Genomic DNA, 17,891 nt, shown 5'->3' with positions numbered 1-17,891 from the left:
ATGCCGCAGCTTTAGCTCACCCCAAATTATGGTGGCTCAGGCGGGGGCTTCATACGAAGCGCCGGTTCCTATGTCCCGGTAACGCTAACCCCGTCTGGGCTGCCACCCGAGTTTAGCGTCTCTGGTGATGGTCATAATCTAATGACATACGGAGATGCAATCATGGCTGATACTTCCACCTCAGAACCTGCCACAGACACCCTCACCCTCTATCGCCAATTGTTCAATCAGCTCGATCTCAGCACCCTAGACGCAACGCAACTCCTAGACCTAGCCGCCCTCTCCGCCGAGCAGGCCGAAGGACTCTGCCACGGCCTGCTGCTGTTCGGTGAGCTTATGCAAAAGCACCCGCAGCCTGACGACACCCAATGGGAACAGCTGCATCACTACCTCAACGCGACGGCTCACTTAGTACCGGCCCTGTGCAACCTCTATGGACGTGCTCTGCGCGAGATGGAGTGCCAGAGCTGATAAGTTAAAATAAAAGCCAAAATAAATAATAAGAACGGTATTAGTTTTGTACCGTTCTTATCACTCTGGTAAATCTCATAGATCTGACTGACACATCACGATAAACACATTCACGAAGGTAGGCATTTCCCCCGTGGCCTGGCATAGTTAACGCATTCGATAAATCGATGAGTTAACTGCTGGATAACGACGCATGGCCGCTGGCAGCACGCAAACGCATTGATCAGAATCCGTTCTGCAATGAGGGAAATGTTTTGCCGACTAAAATAGAGACGTTATCTTCGAAAGAAGCGGTTTTAAAAGCCATCGAAGAATATAAAACGTTGGGTTGTGATGCTCTGCTGAAAAAATACAACGTCAAACGAATTAAAAAATGTGAACTCCTTTATAATAACGAAAAGTACGATATCAGAGTCATCGTCGCGGCCGCTTATGTTTACCAGTTCGAAACACCCTTCGAAAAAATAAAATCTAACAATGGCGCTAAGATTGCGATCCAAGCACTTAAAAACCTCGGTTTCGAGATCATCGAAACACCTCACCCTATTGAGCATTTAGTCAAAGGTAGGCTTTACACGCGTAAAGAGCTTATCGACCTCTATGGTGGGCAACTGCAGGGCGGTATCTGGACACCCACTGAGTTCCCCGTCATCTTCATCTTTACCGGTGAGAGCGGCGAGGCTTATGGCTACAAAGACGGTTGGTCAGCTGATGGCAGCTTCTCCTATACCGGAGAAGGCCAGAAAGGCCCAATGGAGTTTATTCGGGGCAATAAGGCCATCCGCGACCACAAAGAGAATGGCGAAGACATCTTCTTATTTGAAGATAATAAAAAAGATAAGGGCGTAAGATTTATTGGCATGTTTGAATGTGATACGTGGGATTACATTGAATGCTTAGACTTCGAAAAAAAGGATATGCGGCAGGGAATAGTTTTTAATTTATTCCCGGTATCTTCTGCTCGCGAAGTTGATAATGATATCGACACTTCAGAAGTCGCTTCGAAGAAAGATACGCTCGAGCAGCTACGTGCCAAGGCCATAAAATCATCCATGATGACGGGCCAGCGTAAAGAAAGTGACAGCAAAAACTCTTGGTTCAAGCGCAGCGAAGACGTGAAAAAATACGTACTGCAACGCGCCAATGGTATCTGTGAGTCATGCGAGCAACCCGCACCGTTCAAGAAAAGGAATGGCGAACCCTACTTGGAACCTCATCACACAAAACGCCTGGCCGATGAAGGCCCCGATCACCCTCAGTGGGTCGGCGCCATCTGCCCTACCTGCCACCGCAGGATCCACAGTGGGGTTGATGGGAAAGCGCTGAATCAGACTTTGATGGTGAAGTTGGAGCTGAAAGAGGCGAGTTTTAAATAGCCATTATTTAAAAACTATTTGAGTAGAAGTGTTTCGAGGGTGGTGCTTAAAGAAACGGGTCTAGAAAAGGATCATCTTTTCCCCACATCATCCTCTGCCCTTATTTTGCTGTGATTAGAAAACCGTTTTTGCGAACGACGCATATCATCACCACTGTTCCCGCCTGGCGGGTGAGTTTTTATGTTCGGCAGAGACTTCCTCGGTTTCACATCCCGCAGAGGTAAGCTCTGATGAAAACACCATTTCAATACCCAGCACATTAAACACCCTAAACAGACGTTCCAGGCTGGCTGATGTAGGGTTTGACTCCAGGCGTGCATAGGTCTGCTGGGTGACGCCCAGCCTCTCAGAGACGTCTTTTTGCGTCAGGCCTTTTGCTTTACGAAAACCCACCAGTAAAGGACGTAGCTGGCTCAGTGTTTTTAACGGATAGACGGTATTCATAGATAGCGGCTCGCTGTCTTATCGCTGTGTACAGATTATAAGCTGTATTGTTCACATTACACCCCACAGGCTGTAAATGCAAAATACAGCTTATAGGGTGTTTAATTATAGATACAGCCTAAAGGCTGTTATCTTGGCTAAATTTATTCATAAAAAAATCCACGCCGAAGCGTGGATTGAATTTGATAGCCAAGGCCAGGCATCACGTTATTCGAAGTGAACTGCGGGGTTATCCGCCAGTGATACGAAATTCTTCGTATTTTTATCCAGCGTGCGGATCTCGCCACTTTCGATGTCGTACACCCAGCCGTGCAGACGCAGGCCGTTGTTGCGCAGGCCCACGGCAACGGACGGGTGAGTCTTAATGTTATTTAGCTGGGCGATGACGTTCTCTTCGACCATAGCGTTAACTTTGTCGATTTCGTTATCCCAGGTTTTCTTCTCTACCACCGCTTTGGCGGCGTCAGCATAATGCAGCCAGTGGGCCACTGCCGGCATCGGGTCAAGGCACTGGCAAGAAGCTATCGCCTTCATGGCGCCGCAGTTCGAGTGGCCGCAAATCACGATATCCGTGACGCCCAATGCCACCACCGCGTATTCAATGGTCGCCGACACCCCGCCCGGTTCCGGGCCAAAGGAAGGAACGATGTTGCCTGCGTTACGGATAACGAAAAGCTGCCCTGGGTCTTGCTGAGTCACAAGCTCGGGTACCAGGCGGCTGTCAGAACACGAAATAAAAAGCGCTTTAGGGTTCTGGCTGGAGGCAAGGCTGCGGAAGAGTTCCTTACGCTGTGGGAAAATCTCTTTCTGGAAGCTGAGGAAACCTTCAATGATATGTTGCATAACACGCTCTCTGGATCGGTAGTATCGATAACATGATAATCATCACTCCCGGTTAGTCCAGCACCTCTTGAATGGAAATGAGCGTTCAAGGGGCTGCAATGACGAGGGTGCAGTAAGCTCCATCGGTATCTGAGCCCTGATAGTTTGTTTTCCCGGTGAGTCCACAACTAAACCTCGCCTGGTAGCAAAATTAATAACCTTTTAAAGATATCTCGATGGCGTTTTCTTAACCACTTCCCTGATATCACTGGAAACCACATTCAAGCCGTGAACATCTGCCTACGGCAGTCTAACTCAAACTCAAAGTGCTAATATTTTATCTTTTTTTTTAATTTATAGAGACAATATTAGCACTACAAGCCATAAAACAAAGGCAATCACCTTCAAACAATCAGTAAACATGCTAATATTATGTTCATATTTAACACTGAAAGATAAAATATTATCACCATGGCTAAAAAAACAGCACCCCTACTTCCTGGCACAAACCTGTTACTGACTGACTTTGGCGAACGACTGAAGCTTGCGCGACTACGCCGGAAACTGACGGCCAAACAGGTTGCAGAAAGAGCAGGCATGACGCCAATGACGCTACGTTCGCTTGAAGCAGGTGGCGCAGGTGTCACGATTGGCGCTTACCTGTCCGTCATGCAGGTGTTAGGGCTGGAAACAGATCTGAATAAGTTGGCCGCCGAGGATGAATTGGGTCGCCAGCTTCAGGATTCGCGCCTGATAAAAAATGCCAGCACGCTTCCTTCTAAGGTTACGTCAGCTCGAAGAAAACCAGTGACCGAGGACAGCAGCGCCGAGTCAGTTAAGCAAGTCACAGCAACCGAGAAACCCAGCCTGCCTTCCGCCAGAACAACGACAGGCACTACCTCGGCAAATCTGGCTTCCCTGCTAAAACCATTGAAGAAACCAATAAAAGGAAATTAACAATGGCAATGATCGGTGTATACGCAGACTGGGATGGATTGTCAGAACCAAAGCGCATAGGCCTCTTGCATGGCCGAAAAACTCGCATGCGGGAGCTATTTGAATTTGAATACGATCCCCTGGCATTAGCCGATCCCAGCCTCAATCACCTGCAACTTGACCCAGAAATACGGCTATTTCCCGGTGCTCAGTATCCCACTCAGCCAAAGGACAAATTCGGGGTATTTGGTGACTCCAGCCCCGATCGCTGGGGTCGGTTGCTGATGAAACGTCGCCTTGAAAGGGATATTCGTACTGGTATTCAAGCTGAAGGAACCCGGCTATACGAATCAGACTATCTATTGGGCGTGCATGACCTTTATCGCGTTGGCGCGCTGCGTTATAAGCTTGAAGATGAAGGTGAGTTTCTTGATAACCGGGCTGGTATCGCCGCCCCACCCTTTACCGAAATTCGCGCTTTAGAAAGAGCCAGTCGCGCACTGGAAGATGATCCGGATAATACATCTCCACAAGGGCAGGAATGGTTGCGGATGCTTATTGCTCCGGGTGGCTCGCTGGGTGGGGCCAGACCTAAAGCCAGTGTGATCGACGAGCAAGGCCACCTGCATATAGCAAAATTTCCAAGTGTCCGGGATGATTACGATGTTGGCGGCTGGGAGATGGTTGTTAATGCCCTTGCCGTAGGCTGTGGGTTAAAGGTCGCAGCAGCCGAGGCTCATAAATTCGCCAGCGATTATCACTGCTTTATGGTTCGCCGATTCGATCGCACCCACACCGGGCGACGCCTTCATTTTGCTTCGGCGATGACAATGACCCGGCATCAGGATGGTGATGATGCCTCGACGGGTGTCAGCTATCTGGAACTTGCCCAAGTTCTGATAACCCAAGGTTCGCAAACCAACACCGACCTACGGGAACTCTGGTCAAGGATCGTTTTCAATATCCTCGTATCAAACACAGACGATCACTTGCGTAATCACGGGTTTATTTTGGTGCCTGGTAAGGGCTGGCGGCTTTCAGAGGCCTACGACATGAACCCTATGCCCTGGTCCGACGGCCTAAAACTGAATATCACTGAATCGGATAATGCGCTGGACCTCGAGTTGGCGCGGGAAGTCGCCAGGTTCTTTCGTTTAAGTCTGGCTGAGGCCGATGAGATTATTGAAAATTTCATTGGGATAGTGAGCCAATGGAGAACTATCGCTAATGGTCTGGGGCTTCCTCTACGGGAACAGGAGCGCATGGCTGAAGCATTCAGGCTTGCAGAAAGATAAACAGGCCTTGTCTTCTTGAGTAACAGAATCGCCATCTCTGCATAAAAGACCTAAAAAGAGGTTATTTGTGTAGAGATAAAAAGCATCACTCCGTAACCGCTTTTAATGGCGCAGGAATAAATGATGCTGCTTCCGCAGAATCAAACACCTCACCTACTGCGTTGCCAAAACCCTCACGCGCCTGCTTTTTTATCGGTTCACCGCATAACCTCCCGTGCAGTTGTGTCGCCAATGGGCTGGTGGCTCGGTCTGGCAGGCAGCACATCATCGTTTCTACCATTGATGGCAGATTCCATTCTGTTCTCGCTGAGACAGCGCACACCGGATGGAGTGGTGAAAATAACTGACGAATGGATGCCAGCCTGGCCTCAATATTCACCCACTGATGCGGTGATGGTACATTGCCGGTGACATACCACTCATGGCTTGGCTCGATTTTGTCAACCTGATTAACGATAAACAGTACCCGTTGTTGGTAGCCAGTCATCACTCGCCGGTAGAAGCGTTCATCCACAGAGAAGGCTCGATCATCGGCTTTGATAACCCACAAGATGAGATCCAGCTCAGGGAGGATATGGCGATACAGAGATTCATATTCTTTATTCATCTATACAACAGCATGGCGTAAGCCTGCCCTTCAGGGACGGCTTACGCCTGCCAACAGGAGTCCGATTATGTTCCGAGGCTATTAACCACACGGGGCGCGCCTAACGACAGTTATATCTGTCTTCTCTGTGGCTATACGTTGCATGATTGTCCTTATGCGAAGCCAGACATCAGTGAAATCCAACTGATTAATCGTCTGCACCATATCTATCTCAATGCTTAACAGAGACAATCGGCACTGTACGCAATCTGGCACTAATTATTAAGGATCATTCGCTGCCCGGCCTACCACGCCAAATCTTCAGAACTGAAGTAGAACTGAGATCAACTTTGCTGAATTAGTCTGTTCTATAATCGTCCGGTCACTGGGAATTACTATAATGCTTTCTGCATTCACCTATAGCTGAAAACATATCCCGCGCAGGACGCATCTGGTAAGTAATTGCCATTTGAAATCCCCCGTCCTGGAATCCGAGATGATCCAGACTGATGATTTCATCCGTTTTAGCCCAATACTTATCACCGTTCACCACCAATACCTTCTCGCGATAAACTATAATTTTTTCTGGATAGTCTGGTCGCTCTCCTTCTTTTGAAAATATTTCGTAACGGACATATCCATTGCTTTCGTCTCCAAGTAACAGAACCTTGGCAAGGTTAAGTTGTACCATTTCTATATCCTTATCGTAATTTGTCAGTACCGGCTTCGTTCAAATTGGGCTAAGTAAACGATTCTGGGGCAATTAATCATCGAGACATACGTTGCTTGATTACTCCGAAGAACATTCCCCAGAGATGTTCTGACATCCCTTCGTTCGTCAGAAGCTCTTCTCGTGAGTTACCGCTGCTAAATCCTCCCATCAGAGCACGGAAACCAAGAGATTGACCATTATCAGCAAGGCTCAGGCTTTCGTTAATGCTGTTTCGAACAACGTTATCCTGGCTATAACAGATATCCCCCATTCCATGGTGTTGATTGCCACGCCAGATGCCACATTGACCAACCTTGCTACCATTGATATATACTGAGCAAGTGAATGAATTCGCATCAATTCGCTGGAAATCAACGTCTAACCCAGCATGACGATTTTTAAGTTCATCCAGCGAGTTTTCAAAATAACGAGCGACATACTCAAAACCCTCGTGACGGGCTCGATCTTTATCCAGGTCGGTAAAGCTCTTGGGTAGAGAAAGATTGCTGGAACGCGGTGTAAAAACGGTATCTGCTGCCTGAAGCATCGGATTCACCGGAGCTGCAGCGTGCACACTCTGCTGTGGCTTTTTCGCTTCCAAATTGGCAATGGCTCGGGAGACAGCATCGACGACCTGAACATAGCCTTCATCGTGACTGGAAAATCGGGTAATCGGCTTACCATCGATTGTCGCCGCCATAATGCTGCCGAACGGCAACTGATGCCAGGCACAATCTCTTAAGATTACCGGAATGACCACCGCTTCACCCCGGTTGTGCCGCTCAAGCGCATTAGCCATTTCAACCTGATAGCAATAATCAGAATTGATGAAATCACTACTGATCAGTAGCAAGATGATATCTGCTTGGGAAAAGTACAGATCAATCTGGCGCTCAAACTCTTGGCCTGGAACGATACGGCGATCGTGCCATGTGGTAATTTTACCCATCCGCTTCAGAGGGGACAGGTGCTTCTGAAGTTCATTGAGTAATGCTTCATCTGCATGAGAATAGGAAAAAACGAGAGTGGTCATAGCGCGTAAGATGCTCCGGTAGGGAAATGAAAAACACCGTTATTTTGCACCTATAAGTGTAAAAGAGTAATCCCCCCTTGCCGCAAGGTATTGATGCGGAAATCAGCCCTTCATCTTGGTATCGCTCTGACGTCAGGGTATGATCCCTAATAATTTCCCCGATTCTACGCAACCTGGGCACCGAACCAGGCATAGATGATTTTTTGAGGCTTTGATGGACAACGCTGAACAGCAATTTCTGAACGATCTGGATACTAAGTTCTGGAAGGCAGCAGACAAGCTACGCGCCAATATGGACGCGGCCAACTACAAGCATGTGGTGCTGGGGCTTATCTTTCTGAAGTATGTTTCAGATGCCTTTGACGCCCGTCAGAAGGAACTGAAAGGGCTGTTTGAAGATAAGTCCAACCCGGACAACATTTACGCGCTTTCTCGTGACGATTACGACACGGAAGAAGCATATCAGCAGGCGATCGCCGAAGAGCTGGAAGTCCAGGACTATTACACTGAGAAAAACGTCTTCTGGGTGCCCAAACTGGCTCGCTGGGAAACGCTCAAAACCAACGCTGCTTTGCCTGTAGGGACGGTTCTGGGGAAAGACGATAGCGGCAAAAATATCATCATGACGTCAGTATCGAAGCTGATTGATATCGCTCTGGATACTATCGAAAACAGCAACCCGAAGTTGAAAAACATCCTTAACCGTATCGGGCACTATCAGCTTGGTAACGATCTGTTAATCAGCCTGATCAACGTTTTCTCCGATACCAGTTTTAGCGAGCCTAAATACAACGGCGTGAAGCTCAATTTGAAGAGCAAAGATATTCTCGGCCACGTCTATGAATACTTCCTTGGTCAGTTCGCACTGGCGGAAGGCAAGCAGGGCGGCCAGTATTACACGCCAAAAAGCATCGTCACGCTGATTGTTGAAATGCTTCAGCCCTACAATGGTCGCGTTTATGACCCGGCAATGGGTTCTGGTGGTTTCTTTGTTTCCAGCGATCGCTTTATTGAAGCGCATGCTAATGAAAAGCATTACAACGCAGCTGAGCAGAAACGCAATATCTCCGTTTACGGGCAGGAGTCCAACCCTACCACCTGGCGACTGGCTGCGATGAATATGGTGATTCGCGGCATCGATTTTAACTTCGGTAAACAGAACGCCGATACGTTCCTGAACGACCAGCACCCGGATCTGCGTGCCGATTTTGTTATGGCTAATCCACCGTTCAATATGAAAGAGTGGTGGAATGCAAAGCTGGAAGATGACGTCCGCTGGCAGTACGGCACACCGCCACAGGGCAACGCCAACTTTGCCTGGATGCAGCATATGATCCACCATCTGGCCCCGAAAGGTTCAATGGCGTTGTTGTTGGCGAATGGTTCGATGAGCTCCAACAGTAATACGGAAGGTGATATACGCCGTCAGATTATCGAAGCTGATCTGGTTGAATGTATGGTAGCTTTGCCGGGTCAACTCTTTACTAACACGCAGATCCCTGCCTGTATCTGGCTATTGACCAAAGATAAATCTGGCGGTAATGGTAAAGCGCATCGTAAGGGTGAAGTGCTATTTATTGATGCCCGCCAGATTGGCTTTATGAAAGATCGCGTACTACGTGATTTCTCAACGGATGATATTAAAAAGATTGCCGACACTTTCCATGCCTGGCAAATGGATAAAGATTATGAAGATAAGGCCGGCTTCTGCTTTGCTGCCACACTGGACGATATCAAGAAAAATGATTTTGTCTTAACCCCTGGTCGATACGTTGGTGCGGTTGAACAGGATGAAGATGATGAACCGTTTGCCGAGAAGATGGAGAGGCTGACTGCGCAGCTTAAAATTCAGTTGGATGAAAGTGCAGAGTTGGAATCACAGATTAAGGAAAACTTGGGGAGCCTGGGTTATGGGCTTTGAACTAAAAAGAGAAGAACTAGGTAGTTTAGTAGCACACAAAAAAGGTTTTGCCTTCAAATCAAAAGATTATATTTCTGCTGGTGTTCCTGTTGTACGTGTAAGCAATTTTACTTGGGATTCAATTTCTACTGATGACCTTCGCTTTGTTGCTCATGAAGTAGCTATTAGTAACAAAATGGTACGGCTCAATGAAGATGATGTGGTTATTGCAACCGTTGGTTCATGGCCTCAAAACCCAGCATCAATAGTGGGTAAAGTTGTAAGGGTTCCTCGTGAATTATCCGGAGCCTTATTAAACCAGAATACAGTGAGGCTTAGAGTTGTTGATGAAGATTTAGTGAATCAAAAATATCTATACATCTCACTTAAAACTAAAGATTTTTCAGAATATTTGATATCAAAAGCTCAGGGGAGCGCAAACCAAGCAAGTATAACATTATCAGATATTTTTTCGTATTCTATCCCGTGGGGCACTTACGCACAAAGAAAATTTATCGTCAGTGTTATAGATAGTATTAATTCGAAGATTGTTAATGCTAAACGAATTAACCAAACTCTCGAACAAATGGCACAGGCCCTGTTCAAAAATTGGTTTGTTGATTTTGAACCGGTAAAAGCCAAAATCGCGGTGCTGGAATCAGGTGGTTCGCAAGAAGAGGCGACGTTTGCTGCCATGACGGCGATTTCCGGGAAAAGTGCTGACGCGCTGGCGATTTTTGAGCGTGAGCACCCTGAGCAATATGCTGAGTTAAAGGCCACAGCAGAACTGTTTCCGTCTGCAATGCAGGAAAGTGAATTAGGTGAGATTCCTGAAGGATGGGCTATTGGCAATTTGGGGGAAATTATCGAATTCAACCCAAAAAGAATATTAAAAAAAGGAATTAATGCTCCGTATCTTGATATGAAAAATGTTCCTGTTAAAGGACATTCAGTACAAGAAGTTGTTTGTCGAGAAGTAACTAGTGGCACAAAATTTAAAAATGGCGACACTCTCTTGGCTCGCATAACACCTTGTCTTGAGAATGGAAAAACTGCATTTGTAGACTTTCTCTCCTCTAATGACACAGTCGGTTGGGGATCAACTGAATTTATTGTGATGAGAGTAAAACGAGATCTTCCTTTATCTATAAGTTATTTTATTGCCCGCTTAGAATCCTTCAGAATAACGGCCATTCAAAGTATGCAGGGGACTAGCGGAAGGCAAAGGGCTGATGCAGGAGTGCTTCAAAATATGCCATGGGTAATACCTCCTGACGCATTATTAATGAAATTTGGTAAGTTTAGTAATTTTGTCATTGATAATAATCGGGTAAAGCACAATCAAAACACACTGCTTTCACAGCTACGCGATACCCTACTCCCCAAACTCCTGTCCGGTGAAATCACGTTACCGGAAGCCGAGGAAATAGCCAAGGAAACTGACTATGTTTAAAGTCGATCAGCCCAGCAATAGCCTGCAACCCCTTCAGGAAACCACCTTCAGTCAAGCGGGTTTCACCGAACGTTACCACTTACAGGAATGGTTGGCAAAGCATCCGCAGGCGTTGACCCGTAACTGTGATGATGAATTACTTATCATCCAAAAAGAGTTTGCTGGGTTTGACGATACCAAAGAGCGGCTTGATCTACTGGCGATCGACAAGGACGGTAATCTGGTGATCATCGAGAACAAACTCGATGATTCCGGGCGTGATGTCGTCTGGCAGGCGCTGAAGTACGCGGGTTACTGCGCGAATCTACGCAAAGAACATATCGTTGAGATCTTCCAACGTTACCTCGATCAGAACGAACCAGAAGAAACGCGTCCTGCAGCTGACGTGCTGGCTGAATTTCTTGAGCACGATAGCCTGGAAGAGGTACAAATTAACCAGAATCGTTCACAGCGTATCATGATGGTCGCAGCAAATTTCCGCAAAGAAGCAACTAATACCGCACTCTGGTTAATGCAGTTTAATATTCGCGTACAGTGCTTTAAGGTCACACCTTACCGTTATGGTAACGATGTGTTTATTGATATCAAGCAGGTTATCCCGACGCCGGAAGCGGAATCTTACATGATCGGTATGGCGCAAAAAGAGGCTGAGGAGCAGTCCACGACTGGAGAATCCAAAGCTCGCCATCATTTACGTAAGGCGTTCTGGACCCAGGCTCTGGAGAAATTCCGCGTTAGCTCATGTTCACTCTACAATAATATCAGCCCGTCAACCGACCACTGGTTAAGCGCAGGTTCTGGCATCAGTGGCGTTTCGTACAATCTTATCTTCAGCAAAAAAGAAATTAGGGTTGAGCTTTGGATTGCCAAACCGTCAGCACAAACCAATACATTTGCGTTTGACTGGCTTCATGAACGCAAATCCGCTATCGAAAATCGCTTTGGGCATGAAATTTTTTGGCAGGCCTTACCGGATAAGAAATCCTGTCGTATTACTTACAGAAAACCCATCAACGACATCGCAGATCAGGATAAGTGGCCGGAGATGGTCGACTGGTTGGTAGAACATATGACGGCATTTGAAAAAGCCTTTTCAACATGTCTACCGGAACTTAATCAGTTGATTAAGCGAACCTTTAACGGGCATGATGAAGCTGAAAATATTACAGAAGAAGCCGAACACGTTTAATACAGGACGTTACCGATGCTAACCGAAGACGACTTAGAACAGCTTTGCTTGGGCTGGTTTACTGAACAGGGCTGGGAAATTCATCACGGGCCGGATATTGCCCCTGATGGCAGTAACCCGCAACGCGCCAGCTATCATGATGTGTTCCTGACGCCCGTGTTAACCTCCTGCCTGCAAAAAATCAACCCGCATCTGCCCGCAGACGTCTTCGAACAGGTTATATCCCGTATTACTCGCGCTGAAAGCCCGGATCTGATTGCCAGCAACAAAGCCTTCCATCATTGGTTGTTGGAAGGTGTTCCGGTTCAGTACCGTTGCGACGAAGAACTTATCCACGACCATGCCTTGCTGGTGGATTTTAACCAGCCGCAAAACAACCATTTTATGGTGGTCAATCAAATGACTATTTGCGGAACGAAACAACCGCGACGCCCGGATATCATCTGTTTTATTAACGGACTGCCGCTGGCGGTTGTGGAACTGAAAAGCCCCATCGACGACAAAGTAGATATCTGGGATGCCTACCACCAGTTACAGACCTATAAAGACGAAATCCGCGATCTGTTTATCAGCAATGAAGCGCTGATTGTCAGCGATGGCTATCTGGCACGTGTGGGTTCTCTGACGGCCACGGAAGAACGTTTTATGCCGTGGAAGACCATCAGCAATGAAAATGATAAGCCCCTGCTGGAATGGCAACTGGAAACTATGGTACGGGGGTTCTTTAACCGGGAACAGCTGCTCGACTATATCCGTTACTTCGTTCTGTTCGAAAACAACGATGAAAGACTGATAAAAAAAATAGCTGGTTATCACCAGTTCCACGCGGTGCGTGAGGCCGTGCAGGCGACGATCGTCGCTGCTACCGGTAAGCAACTGATCCTGCACAGCAACATTCAGCCAGGCAGTAAGAAAGCCGGTGTGGTCTGGCATACGCAGGGTTCCGGTAAAAGTATCTCTATGTGTTGCTACGTCGGTAAATTGTTGCAACAGCCGGAGATGGGCAACCCGACGATTGTGGTCGTGACCGATCGTAACGATCTGGACGGCCAGCTTTACGGCACCTTCTGTCAGGCACAGGAACTGCTCAAACAGACGCCAGTGCAGGCGGATGACCGCGAAGCACTGCGTGAACTGCTTGCAACCCGCGATGCTGGCGGCATTATCTTTACCACTGTGCAGAAGTTCTCCCCGGAGGAAGGGGAAAACGCCCATCCGGTTCTCAATGGGCGCAGCAACATCGTTGTTATTTCCGATGAAGCCCACCGCAGCCAGTACGGCATGAAAGCCAACCTGGACCGGGAAACCGGCATCTATAAATACGGTTACGCTAAACATATGCGTGACGCGCTGCCTAACGCCTCGTTTCTGGGATTCACTGGAACACCGGTTTCGGCAGAGGATCGCGATACCCGCGCTGTATTTGGCGATTACGTCTCGATTTACGATATTCAGGATGCGGTGGACGATGGCGCAACGGTGCCTATTCACTACGAATCCCGGCTGGCGAAACTCGATCTCAATCATGAAGAACTGGCGGCGCTCTCCGATCAGGTTGATGAACTGATTGAAGATGATGAGCTGGACCTGCGTGAAAAAACCAAAGGTGAATGGAGCCGTCTGGAGAAACTGGTTGGTGCTAAACCTCGTCTCCAACAGGTTGCCGCCGATCTGATTTCTCACTTTGAGAAGCGCAATACCGTAATGGACGGCAAGGCGATGATTGTCGCCATGAGCCGTGAAATCTGCGTCCATCTTTACGATGAAATTATCGCGCTACGCCCGGAGTGGCACGATGACGATCCTGAAAAGGGGCAAATCAAAATCGTGATGACCGGTACAGTGTCCGATAAGGCAATGCTTCAACCGCATATCTACAACAAACGAACTAAAAAACGGCTGGAGTCCCGTTTCAAGAATGTGAACGATCCGCTGAAGTTGGTGATTGTGCGCGATATGTGGCTGACTGGCTTTGATGCCCCTTGCTGTCACACCATGTATATCGACAAGCCAATGCGCGGACATAACCTGATGCAGGCCATTGCCCGCGTCAACCGGGTATTCAAAGATAAACCCGGAGGGCTGGTGGTGGATTACATCGGAATCGCCAATGAACTGAAACTGGCGCTGAAAACCTATACCGATGCAAACGGTAAAGGCGATGCGACCATTAATGCCGAAGAAGCGCTGGCAATCATGCTGGAAAAGTTGGACATCATCCACGGTATGTTTGCCAAAACAGCAACGTCAGCGGGTTTTGACTACACCGGCTTTGAAGCTCACGCACAAAAGCTGTTGGTACCTGTTGCAAACTACGTGCTCGGCCTTGAAGACGGTAAGAAACGCTTTCTTGATAACGTATTGGCAATTACTAAAGCCTGGTCGCTTTGCTGTACGCTGGATGCGGCACAGCCTTATAAACTGGAGATTGCTTTCTTGTCTGCAGTGAAGGCCGCTATCAGCAAATTTACCAGTGTGGACAAAAAAATAAGCCAGGCCGAGAAGAACTCCGCGCTGAAACAGATTCTGGATAATGCCGTAATTGCTAATGGCGTGGATGATATTTTCACACTGGCCGGGCTGGATAAGCCCAATATTGGCTTACTTTCTGATGAGTTTTTGCAGGAAGTCCACGATATGCCTTATCGCAACCTGGCGGTAGAGCTGCTGGAAAAACTGATTAATGATGGTATCCAGTCCCGCACGAAAAATAACGTAGTGCAGGAGAAGAAGTATTCTGAACGTCTTCAGGCCGTGCTGATTAAATACAACAACCGGGCTATTGAGACGGCGCAGGTGATTGAAGAGCTGATCCAGATGGCGAAGGATTTTCAGTCCGCAATGGCGCGTGATGATGCGCTTGGTCTGAATCCTGACGAGATCGCCTTCTACGACGCACTGGCAGAAAACGAAAGCGCCGTCCGAGAGTTAGGGGATGAGGTACTTAAGAAACTGGCGATAGAAGTGACGCTGAAGCTGCGGCAATCTACAACCGTAGACTGGCAGGTACGGGAAAGCGTTCGTGCAAGGTTGCGTATCCTGGTTCGACAGACTCTGCGTCGGTATAAATATCCGCCGGATAAAACAGCGGGTGCGGTGGAGTTAATTTTAAAACAAGCGGAAGTTATTTCTAATCACTGGACGATGTAACATCGTGAAAATTTCTGCCAGGAGCATGTTATAAGGAAATAGTAATATGGCCAAAATGATTCCGGCATTCGGACCTGTTGATAATGATAGTTATGGAGAAAAAACGGTCTATGCCCTGCTAAAAGAAGGGCTGTCCGATGATTTCACTGTGATTCATAGTCTTCCGTGGTTGAGTTCGGCAGCCCGGCATTTGGGTATGAGATTACCTCCAAGTGGAGAAATAGATTTTCTTGTTCTCCATCGTATCTATGGTGTTTTAGCTTTCGAGGTAAAAAGTGGGGTATATCGCGTAGATGGCCCTATTTTTGTACATCTCCAAACAAATAATAATGTCGATGTAGTGAAGCAAACACGTAACAATGTTCATGGATTAGCCCGTTGGTTAGGAGGAGCAACAACATTACGATTGCGTATTGGTTATGGTTTTATTTTTCCCGATAGCTATTTCAATAATAACGTTATAAATACAGCAATGGTTGATGCGTCTGTAAGACCATTTAGAAAAATATTCGTTGATAAAAGCCAACTCCCGGAAATTGCAAAGTACACTATTGAGATAATGCAATATTGGAAATCTGCATTAGGAAATAATGATTTAGGAAGTGAACGACTTCAATTAATAATAAAATCTATATGCCCGCAATTTGATGGCACGCCTGACTGGGGAACCCGAATTATTTATGATAATCAACTCTGGTTAAGACTCACACATGAACAAATTAAAGTCATTGAACTGCTGTCAGAATATCAACGATTTGTTGTAACTGGATGGCCAGGAACAGGAAAGACTCTGATTGGGATTGAATTCGCCAGACGACTTGTTAAAGAGCAAAAAAAAGTTTTATTTCTTACTTTTAACAACCGCCTTTCTGAATACATTCGACAACAAACTCCAGACTCATTATGCGACGTTTTTACCTGGCACAAACTCTGTCATCAGGCTCGTAATAGATTAGCGCTACCTCCTGAGTCTCCAACAGGCTGGTTTGAATCAGGATGTTGCGAGGATTTGCTTAATGCATTAAATAAAAAGGATCTAAAGGATTATGATGCTTTGATTATTGACGAAGCGCAGGCGTTACATCCTTCGTGGTTGGAAACCTTATTTTGTTGGTTTGAAAATAAAAACATTATTGCATTTTGCGATGAAACCCAAACGTTCTCTTTTGAAAAAGGAACGAATCATACTGACCTTCAGCGGATAATTAACTCCCAATTTTCCTTCAGCTTAACGATTGTGTTAAGATGCCCCAAAGCCGTTACTGATTATTTAATGGCTATCAGACCTTCTTCATATCAAATTACTTCCCCAAGGAATAACGAACCTGATACGTTAAAAGAATTAGTAGTTATCGATCCACTTTCCACATTGATTGATGAAATCTTACGGTTGAAAGAAAGTTCTGTACCATCTGATGAGATTACCGTCCTTGTCCCTACGGATTTAGTGAAAAACTTCCTCCAGAAAGACATGAAAATTTTTGATATAAATATTGAAACTGTATCCCGTTTTCGTGGTATGGAATCACCTGTTGTTATTACACTGGATTCCGAAAACATGGAGGATGCTCAATTATTTTGTGCTTATTCAAGAGCCACAACTGCTTTCATTGCAATTTATGATTCGGAGAAACTAGCATGGAGAGAAAATAATAATTTTCTGCATAAGCTGGTTAATAGAAAGGAAATTCAGCGAGCAATTAATGAAGCAAAACATAAATCATCCTCCAAAGTTCTTATGGCTAACTTTTTCAGCGAAGGGGACCTTAAACTCAACACTGTAAAATTAGCATGGTCAAAAAGCCTTTCTTCGTGGCTTATTGAGTTTGATGAAGAAAACTCTCCAGCGGAAACGTGGGTTGATTATTTATATTCCCACCATACTTACCCAGTTATGTATTGGTTCAGCGATTCACGGAGAGTTGTTTATTACATTGAAAATCAACAATTCGAATTAAACACATTAGACATAGGAACACATTTATTAATAAAAAATTGTGCCACATGTGAAAAGATGACACCTTTTGATTCTGACAATAATTGTTTTCTTTGCAATAAGAGAACAGAAGAATCATCACCAACCAGACATGAAATTAATGCAATTCGCGAGTTTGATTTAACAATCTCTCAGGGTAATTTTAATTCAGCTGTTCAAAAAGAAAAGAGACGATTATTACCCATACCGTTAGCTGCGGCTAGTGCCCGAAGAGTGGCATTCGAAAAGGCATATAGAAGGAAAGTACTACGCGAATCATTACCTGGCGGAAAACTTCTCTACAGAAGCGCATTAGCTTTTATACAGGCTTGGGTTGCGTTATTACCACCAGATAAAATACTAGTATTGGATGAGATAACAGATGCACTACGTAAACGCTATACTTATCTTGAACAATTAGAACGTTCTGAATTAAGGAATGCTTTAGCCTGTGCACTGTCAACTTGCTACAATAAAAAGCATCTTATTAAAGTCGAAAAAGGGAAATATTCACCTGTCGACGACTAAGATCTCTTAAATAGGTTTATT

The 17,891-nt window shown here is 46.2% G+C and carries 13 protein-coding genes and 1 pseudogene; 9 read left to right on the top strand and 5 right to left on the bottom strand.

The window, feature by feature from the left end; all coding sequences use genetic code 11:
• The first annotated feature begins 162 nt into the window (after positions 1-162).
• Entirely contained in the window at positions 163-471 is a 309-nt protein-coding gene (locus LQ945_RS15965; protein WP_270101194.1) for a hypothetical protein, read from the top strand.
• A 254-nt stretch (positions 472-725) separates the two neighbouring features.
• On the top strand, positions 726-1,847 hold the full coding sequence (locus tag LQ945_RS15960; RefSeq protein WP_270101193.1) for an HNH endonuclease: 1,122 nt from the start codon (positions 726-728) through the stop codon (positions 1,845-1,847).
• Positions 1,848-1,994: 147 nt separating this feature from the next.
• Here LQ945_RS15960 and LQ945_RS15955 read toward each other — a convergent pair whose 3' ends face one another.
• Together LQ945_RS15955 and LQ945_RS15950 are read right to left on the bottom strand one after the other, a co-directional pair.
• Positions 1,995-2,291, bottom strand: a complete 297-nt coding sequence (locus LQ945_RS15955) for a helix-turn-helix transcriptional regulator (protein ID WP_044554025.1) — start codon at positions 2,289-2,291, stop codon at positions 1,995-1,997.
• Between the two features lie 207 nt (positions 2,292-2,498).
• Complete coding sequence (locus LQ945_RS15950) at positions 2,499-3,134, bottom strand: carbonic anhydrase (protein WP_012005022.1); 636 nt, start codon at positions 3,132-3,134, stop codon at positions 2,499-2,501.
• Between the two features lie 450 nt (positions 3,135-3,584).
• On the opposite strand from LQ945_RS15950, the gene LQ945_RS15945 reads away from it, so the two are divergent.
• Both LQ945_RS15945 and LQ945_RS15940 read left to right on the top strand, forming a co-directional pair.
• Positions 3,585-4,070, top strand: coding sequence for a helix-turn-helix domain-containing protein (locus LQ945_RS15945; protein ID WP_270101191.1), 486 nt, complete (start codon positions 3,585-3,587; stop codon positions 4,068-4,070).
• Positions 4,071-4,072: 2 nt separating this feature from the next.
• Positions 4,073-5,344, top strand: a complete 1,272-nt coding sequence (locus LQ945_RS15940) for a type II toxin-antitoxin system HipA family toxin (protein WP_270101190.1) — start codon at positions 4,073-4,075, stop codon at positions 5,342-5,344.
• A 94-nt stretch (positions 5,345-5,438) separates the two neighbouring features.
• Here the strand turns inward: LQ945_RS15940 and LQ945_RS15935 are convergent.
• The 3 genes and pseudogenes from LQ945_RS15935 to LQ945_RS15925 form a co-directional block, all read right to left on the bottom strand.
• Positions 5,439-5,948 (bottom strand): annotated as a pseudogene (locus tag LQ945_RS15935) (GTPase family protein); the annotation flags it as partial.
• Positions 5,949-6,312: 364 nt separating this feature from the next.
• Positions 6,313-6,621, bottom strand: a complete 309-nt coding sequence (locus LQ945_RS15930) for a hypothetical protein (RefSeq protein ID WP_270101189.1) — start codon at positions 6,619-6,621, stop codon at positions 6,313-6,315.
• A 76-nt stretch (positions 6,622-6,697) separates the two neighbouring features.
• Positions 6,698-7,675 carry a toll/interleukin-1 receptor domain-containing protein gene (locus LQ945_RS15925; protein ID WP_270101188.1) on the bottom strand — a complete coding sequence of 326 codons (978 nt, stop codon included), beginning with the start codon at positions 7,673-7,675 and terminating at the stop codon, positions 6,698-6,700.
• 214 nt (positions 7,676-7,889) lie between these two features.
• Here LQ945_RS15925 and LQ945_RS15920 point away from each other — a divergent pair, with 214 nt between their 5' ends.
• Genes LQ945_RS15920 through LQ945_RS15900 form a run of 5 tightly spaced genes read left to right on the top strand, consistent with a single transcriptional unit; the run spans position 7,890 to position 17,870 of the window.
• A complete protein-coding gene (locus LQ945_RS15920; protein WP_270101187.1) occupies positions 7,890-9,596 on the top strand; it encodes a type I restriction-modification system subunit M in 1,707 nt (568 codons plus the stop codon).
• Complete coding sequence (locus LQ945_RS15915; protein WP_270101186.1) at positions 9,586-11,028, top strand: restriction endonuclease subunit S; 1,443 nt, start codon at positions 9,586-9,588, stop codon at positions 11,026-11,028. Before LQ945_RS15920 ends, LQ945_RS15915 begins: the two co-directional genes overlap by 11 nt.
• Positions 11,021-12,217 (top strand): DUF4268 domain-containing protein, encoded by a 1,197-nt coding sequence (locus LQ945_RS15910; protein WP_270101185.1) that lies wholly within the window; start codon positions 11,021-11,023, stop codon positions 12,215-12,217. Before LQ945_RS15915 ends, LQ945_RS15910 begins: the two co-directional genes overlap by 8 nt.
• Before the next feature lie 15 nt (positions 12,218-12,232).
• A complete protein-coding gene (locus LQ945_RS15905) occupies positions 12,233-15,367 on the top strand; it encodes a type I restriction endonuclease subunit R (RefSeq protein WP_270101184.1) in 3,135 nt (1,044 codons plus the stop codon).
• Positions 15,368-15,413: 46 nt separating this feature from the next.
• On the top strand, positions 15,414-17,870 hold the full coding sequence (locus tag LQ945_RS15900; protein ID WP_270101183.1) for a nuclease-related domain-containing DEAD/DEAH box helicase: 2,457 nt from the start codon (positions 15,414-15,416) through the stop codon (positions 17,868-17,870).
• Positions 17,871-17,891: the final 21 nt, after the last annotated feature.

This window comes from Serratia liquefaciens (genome assembly GCF_027594825.1).
In the GTDB taxonomy this organism is placed as follows: Bacteria; Pseudomonadota; Gammaproteobacteria; order Enterobacterales; family Enterobacteriaceae; genus Serratia; species Serratia liquefaciens_A.
Note: the sequence above shows the minus strand (reverse complement) of the source record. Positions and strands in the feature narration are given on the sequence as shown.

Coding starts and splice junctions, on each gene's coding strand:
- LQ945_RS15965 (WP_270101194.1), top strand. CDS start 163: ATGGCTGATACTTCCACCTCAGAACCTGCCACAGACACCCTCACCCTC.
- LQ945_RS15955 (WP_044554025.1), bottom strand. CDS start 2,291: ATGAATACCGTCTATCCGTTAAAAACACTGAGCCAGCTACGTCCTTTA.
- LQ945_RS15950 (WP_012005022.1), bottom strand. CDS start 3,134: ATGCAACATATCATTGAAGGTTTCCTCAGCTTCCAGAAAGAGATTTTC.
- LQ945_RS15945 (WP_270101191.1), top strand. CDS start 3,585: ATGGCTAAAAAAACAGCACCCCTACTTCCTGGCACAAACCTGTTACTG.
- LQ945_RS15940 (WP_270101190.1), top strand. CDS start 4,073: ATGGCAATGATCGGTGTATACGCAGACTGGGATGGATTGTCAGAACCA.
- LQ945_RS15930 (WP_270101189.1), bottom strand. CDS start 6,621: ATGGTACAACTTAACCTTGCCAAGGTTCTGTTACTTGGAGACGAAAGC.
- LQ945_RS15925 (WP_270101188.1), bottom strand. CDS start 7,675: ATGACCACTCTCGTTTTTTCCTATTCTCATGCAGATGAAGCATTACTC.
- LQ945_RS15920 (WP_270101187.1), top strand. CDS start 7,890: ATGGACAACGCTGAACAGCAATTTCTGAACGATCTGGATACTAAGTTC.
- LQ945_RS15915 (WP_270101186.1), top strand. CDS start 9,586: ATGGGCTTTGAACTAAAAAGAGAAGAACTAGGTAGTTTAGTAGCACAC.
- LQ945_RS15910 (WP_270101185.1), top strand. CDS start 11,021: ATGTTTAAAGTCGATCAGCCCAGCAATAGCCTGCAACCCCTTCAGGAA.
- LQ945_RS15905 (WP_270101184.1), top strand. CDS start 12,233: ATGCTAACCGAAGACGACTTAGAACAGCTTTGCTTGGGCTGGTTTACT.
- LQ945_RS15900 (WP_270101183.1), top strand. CDS start 15,414: ATGGCCAAAATGATTCCGGCATTCGGACCTGTTGATAATGATAGTTAT.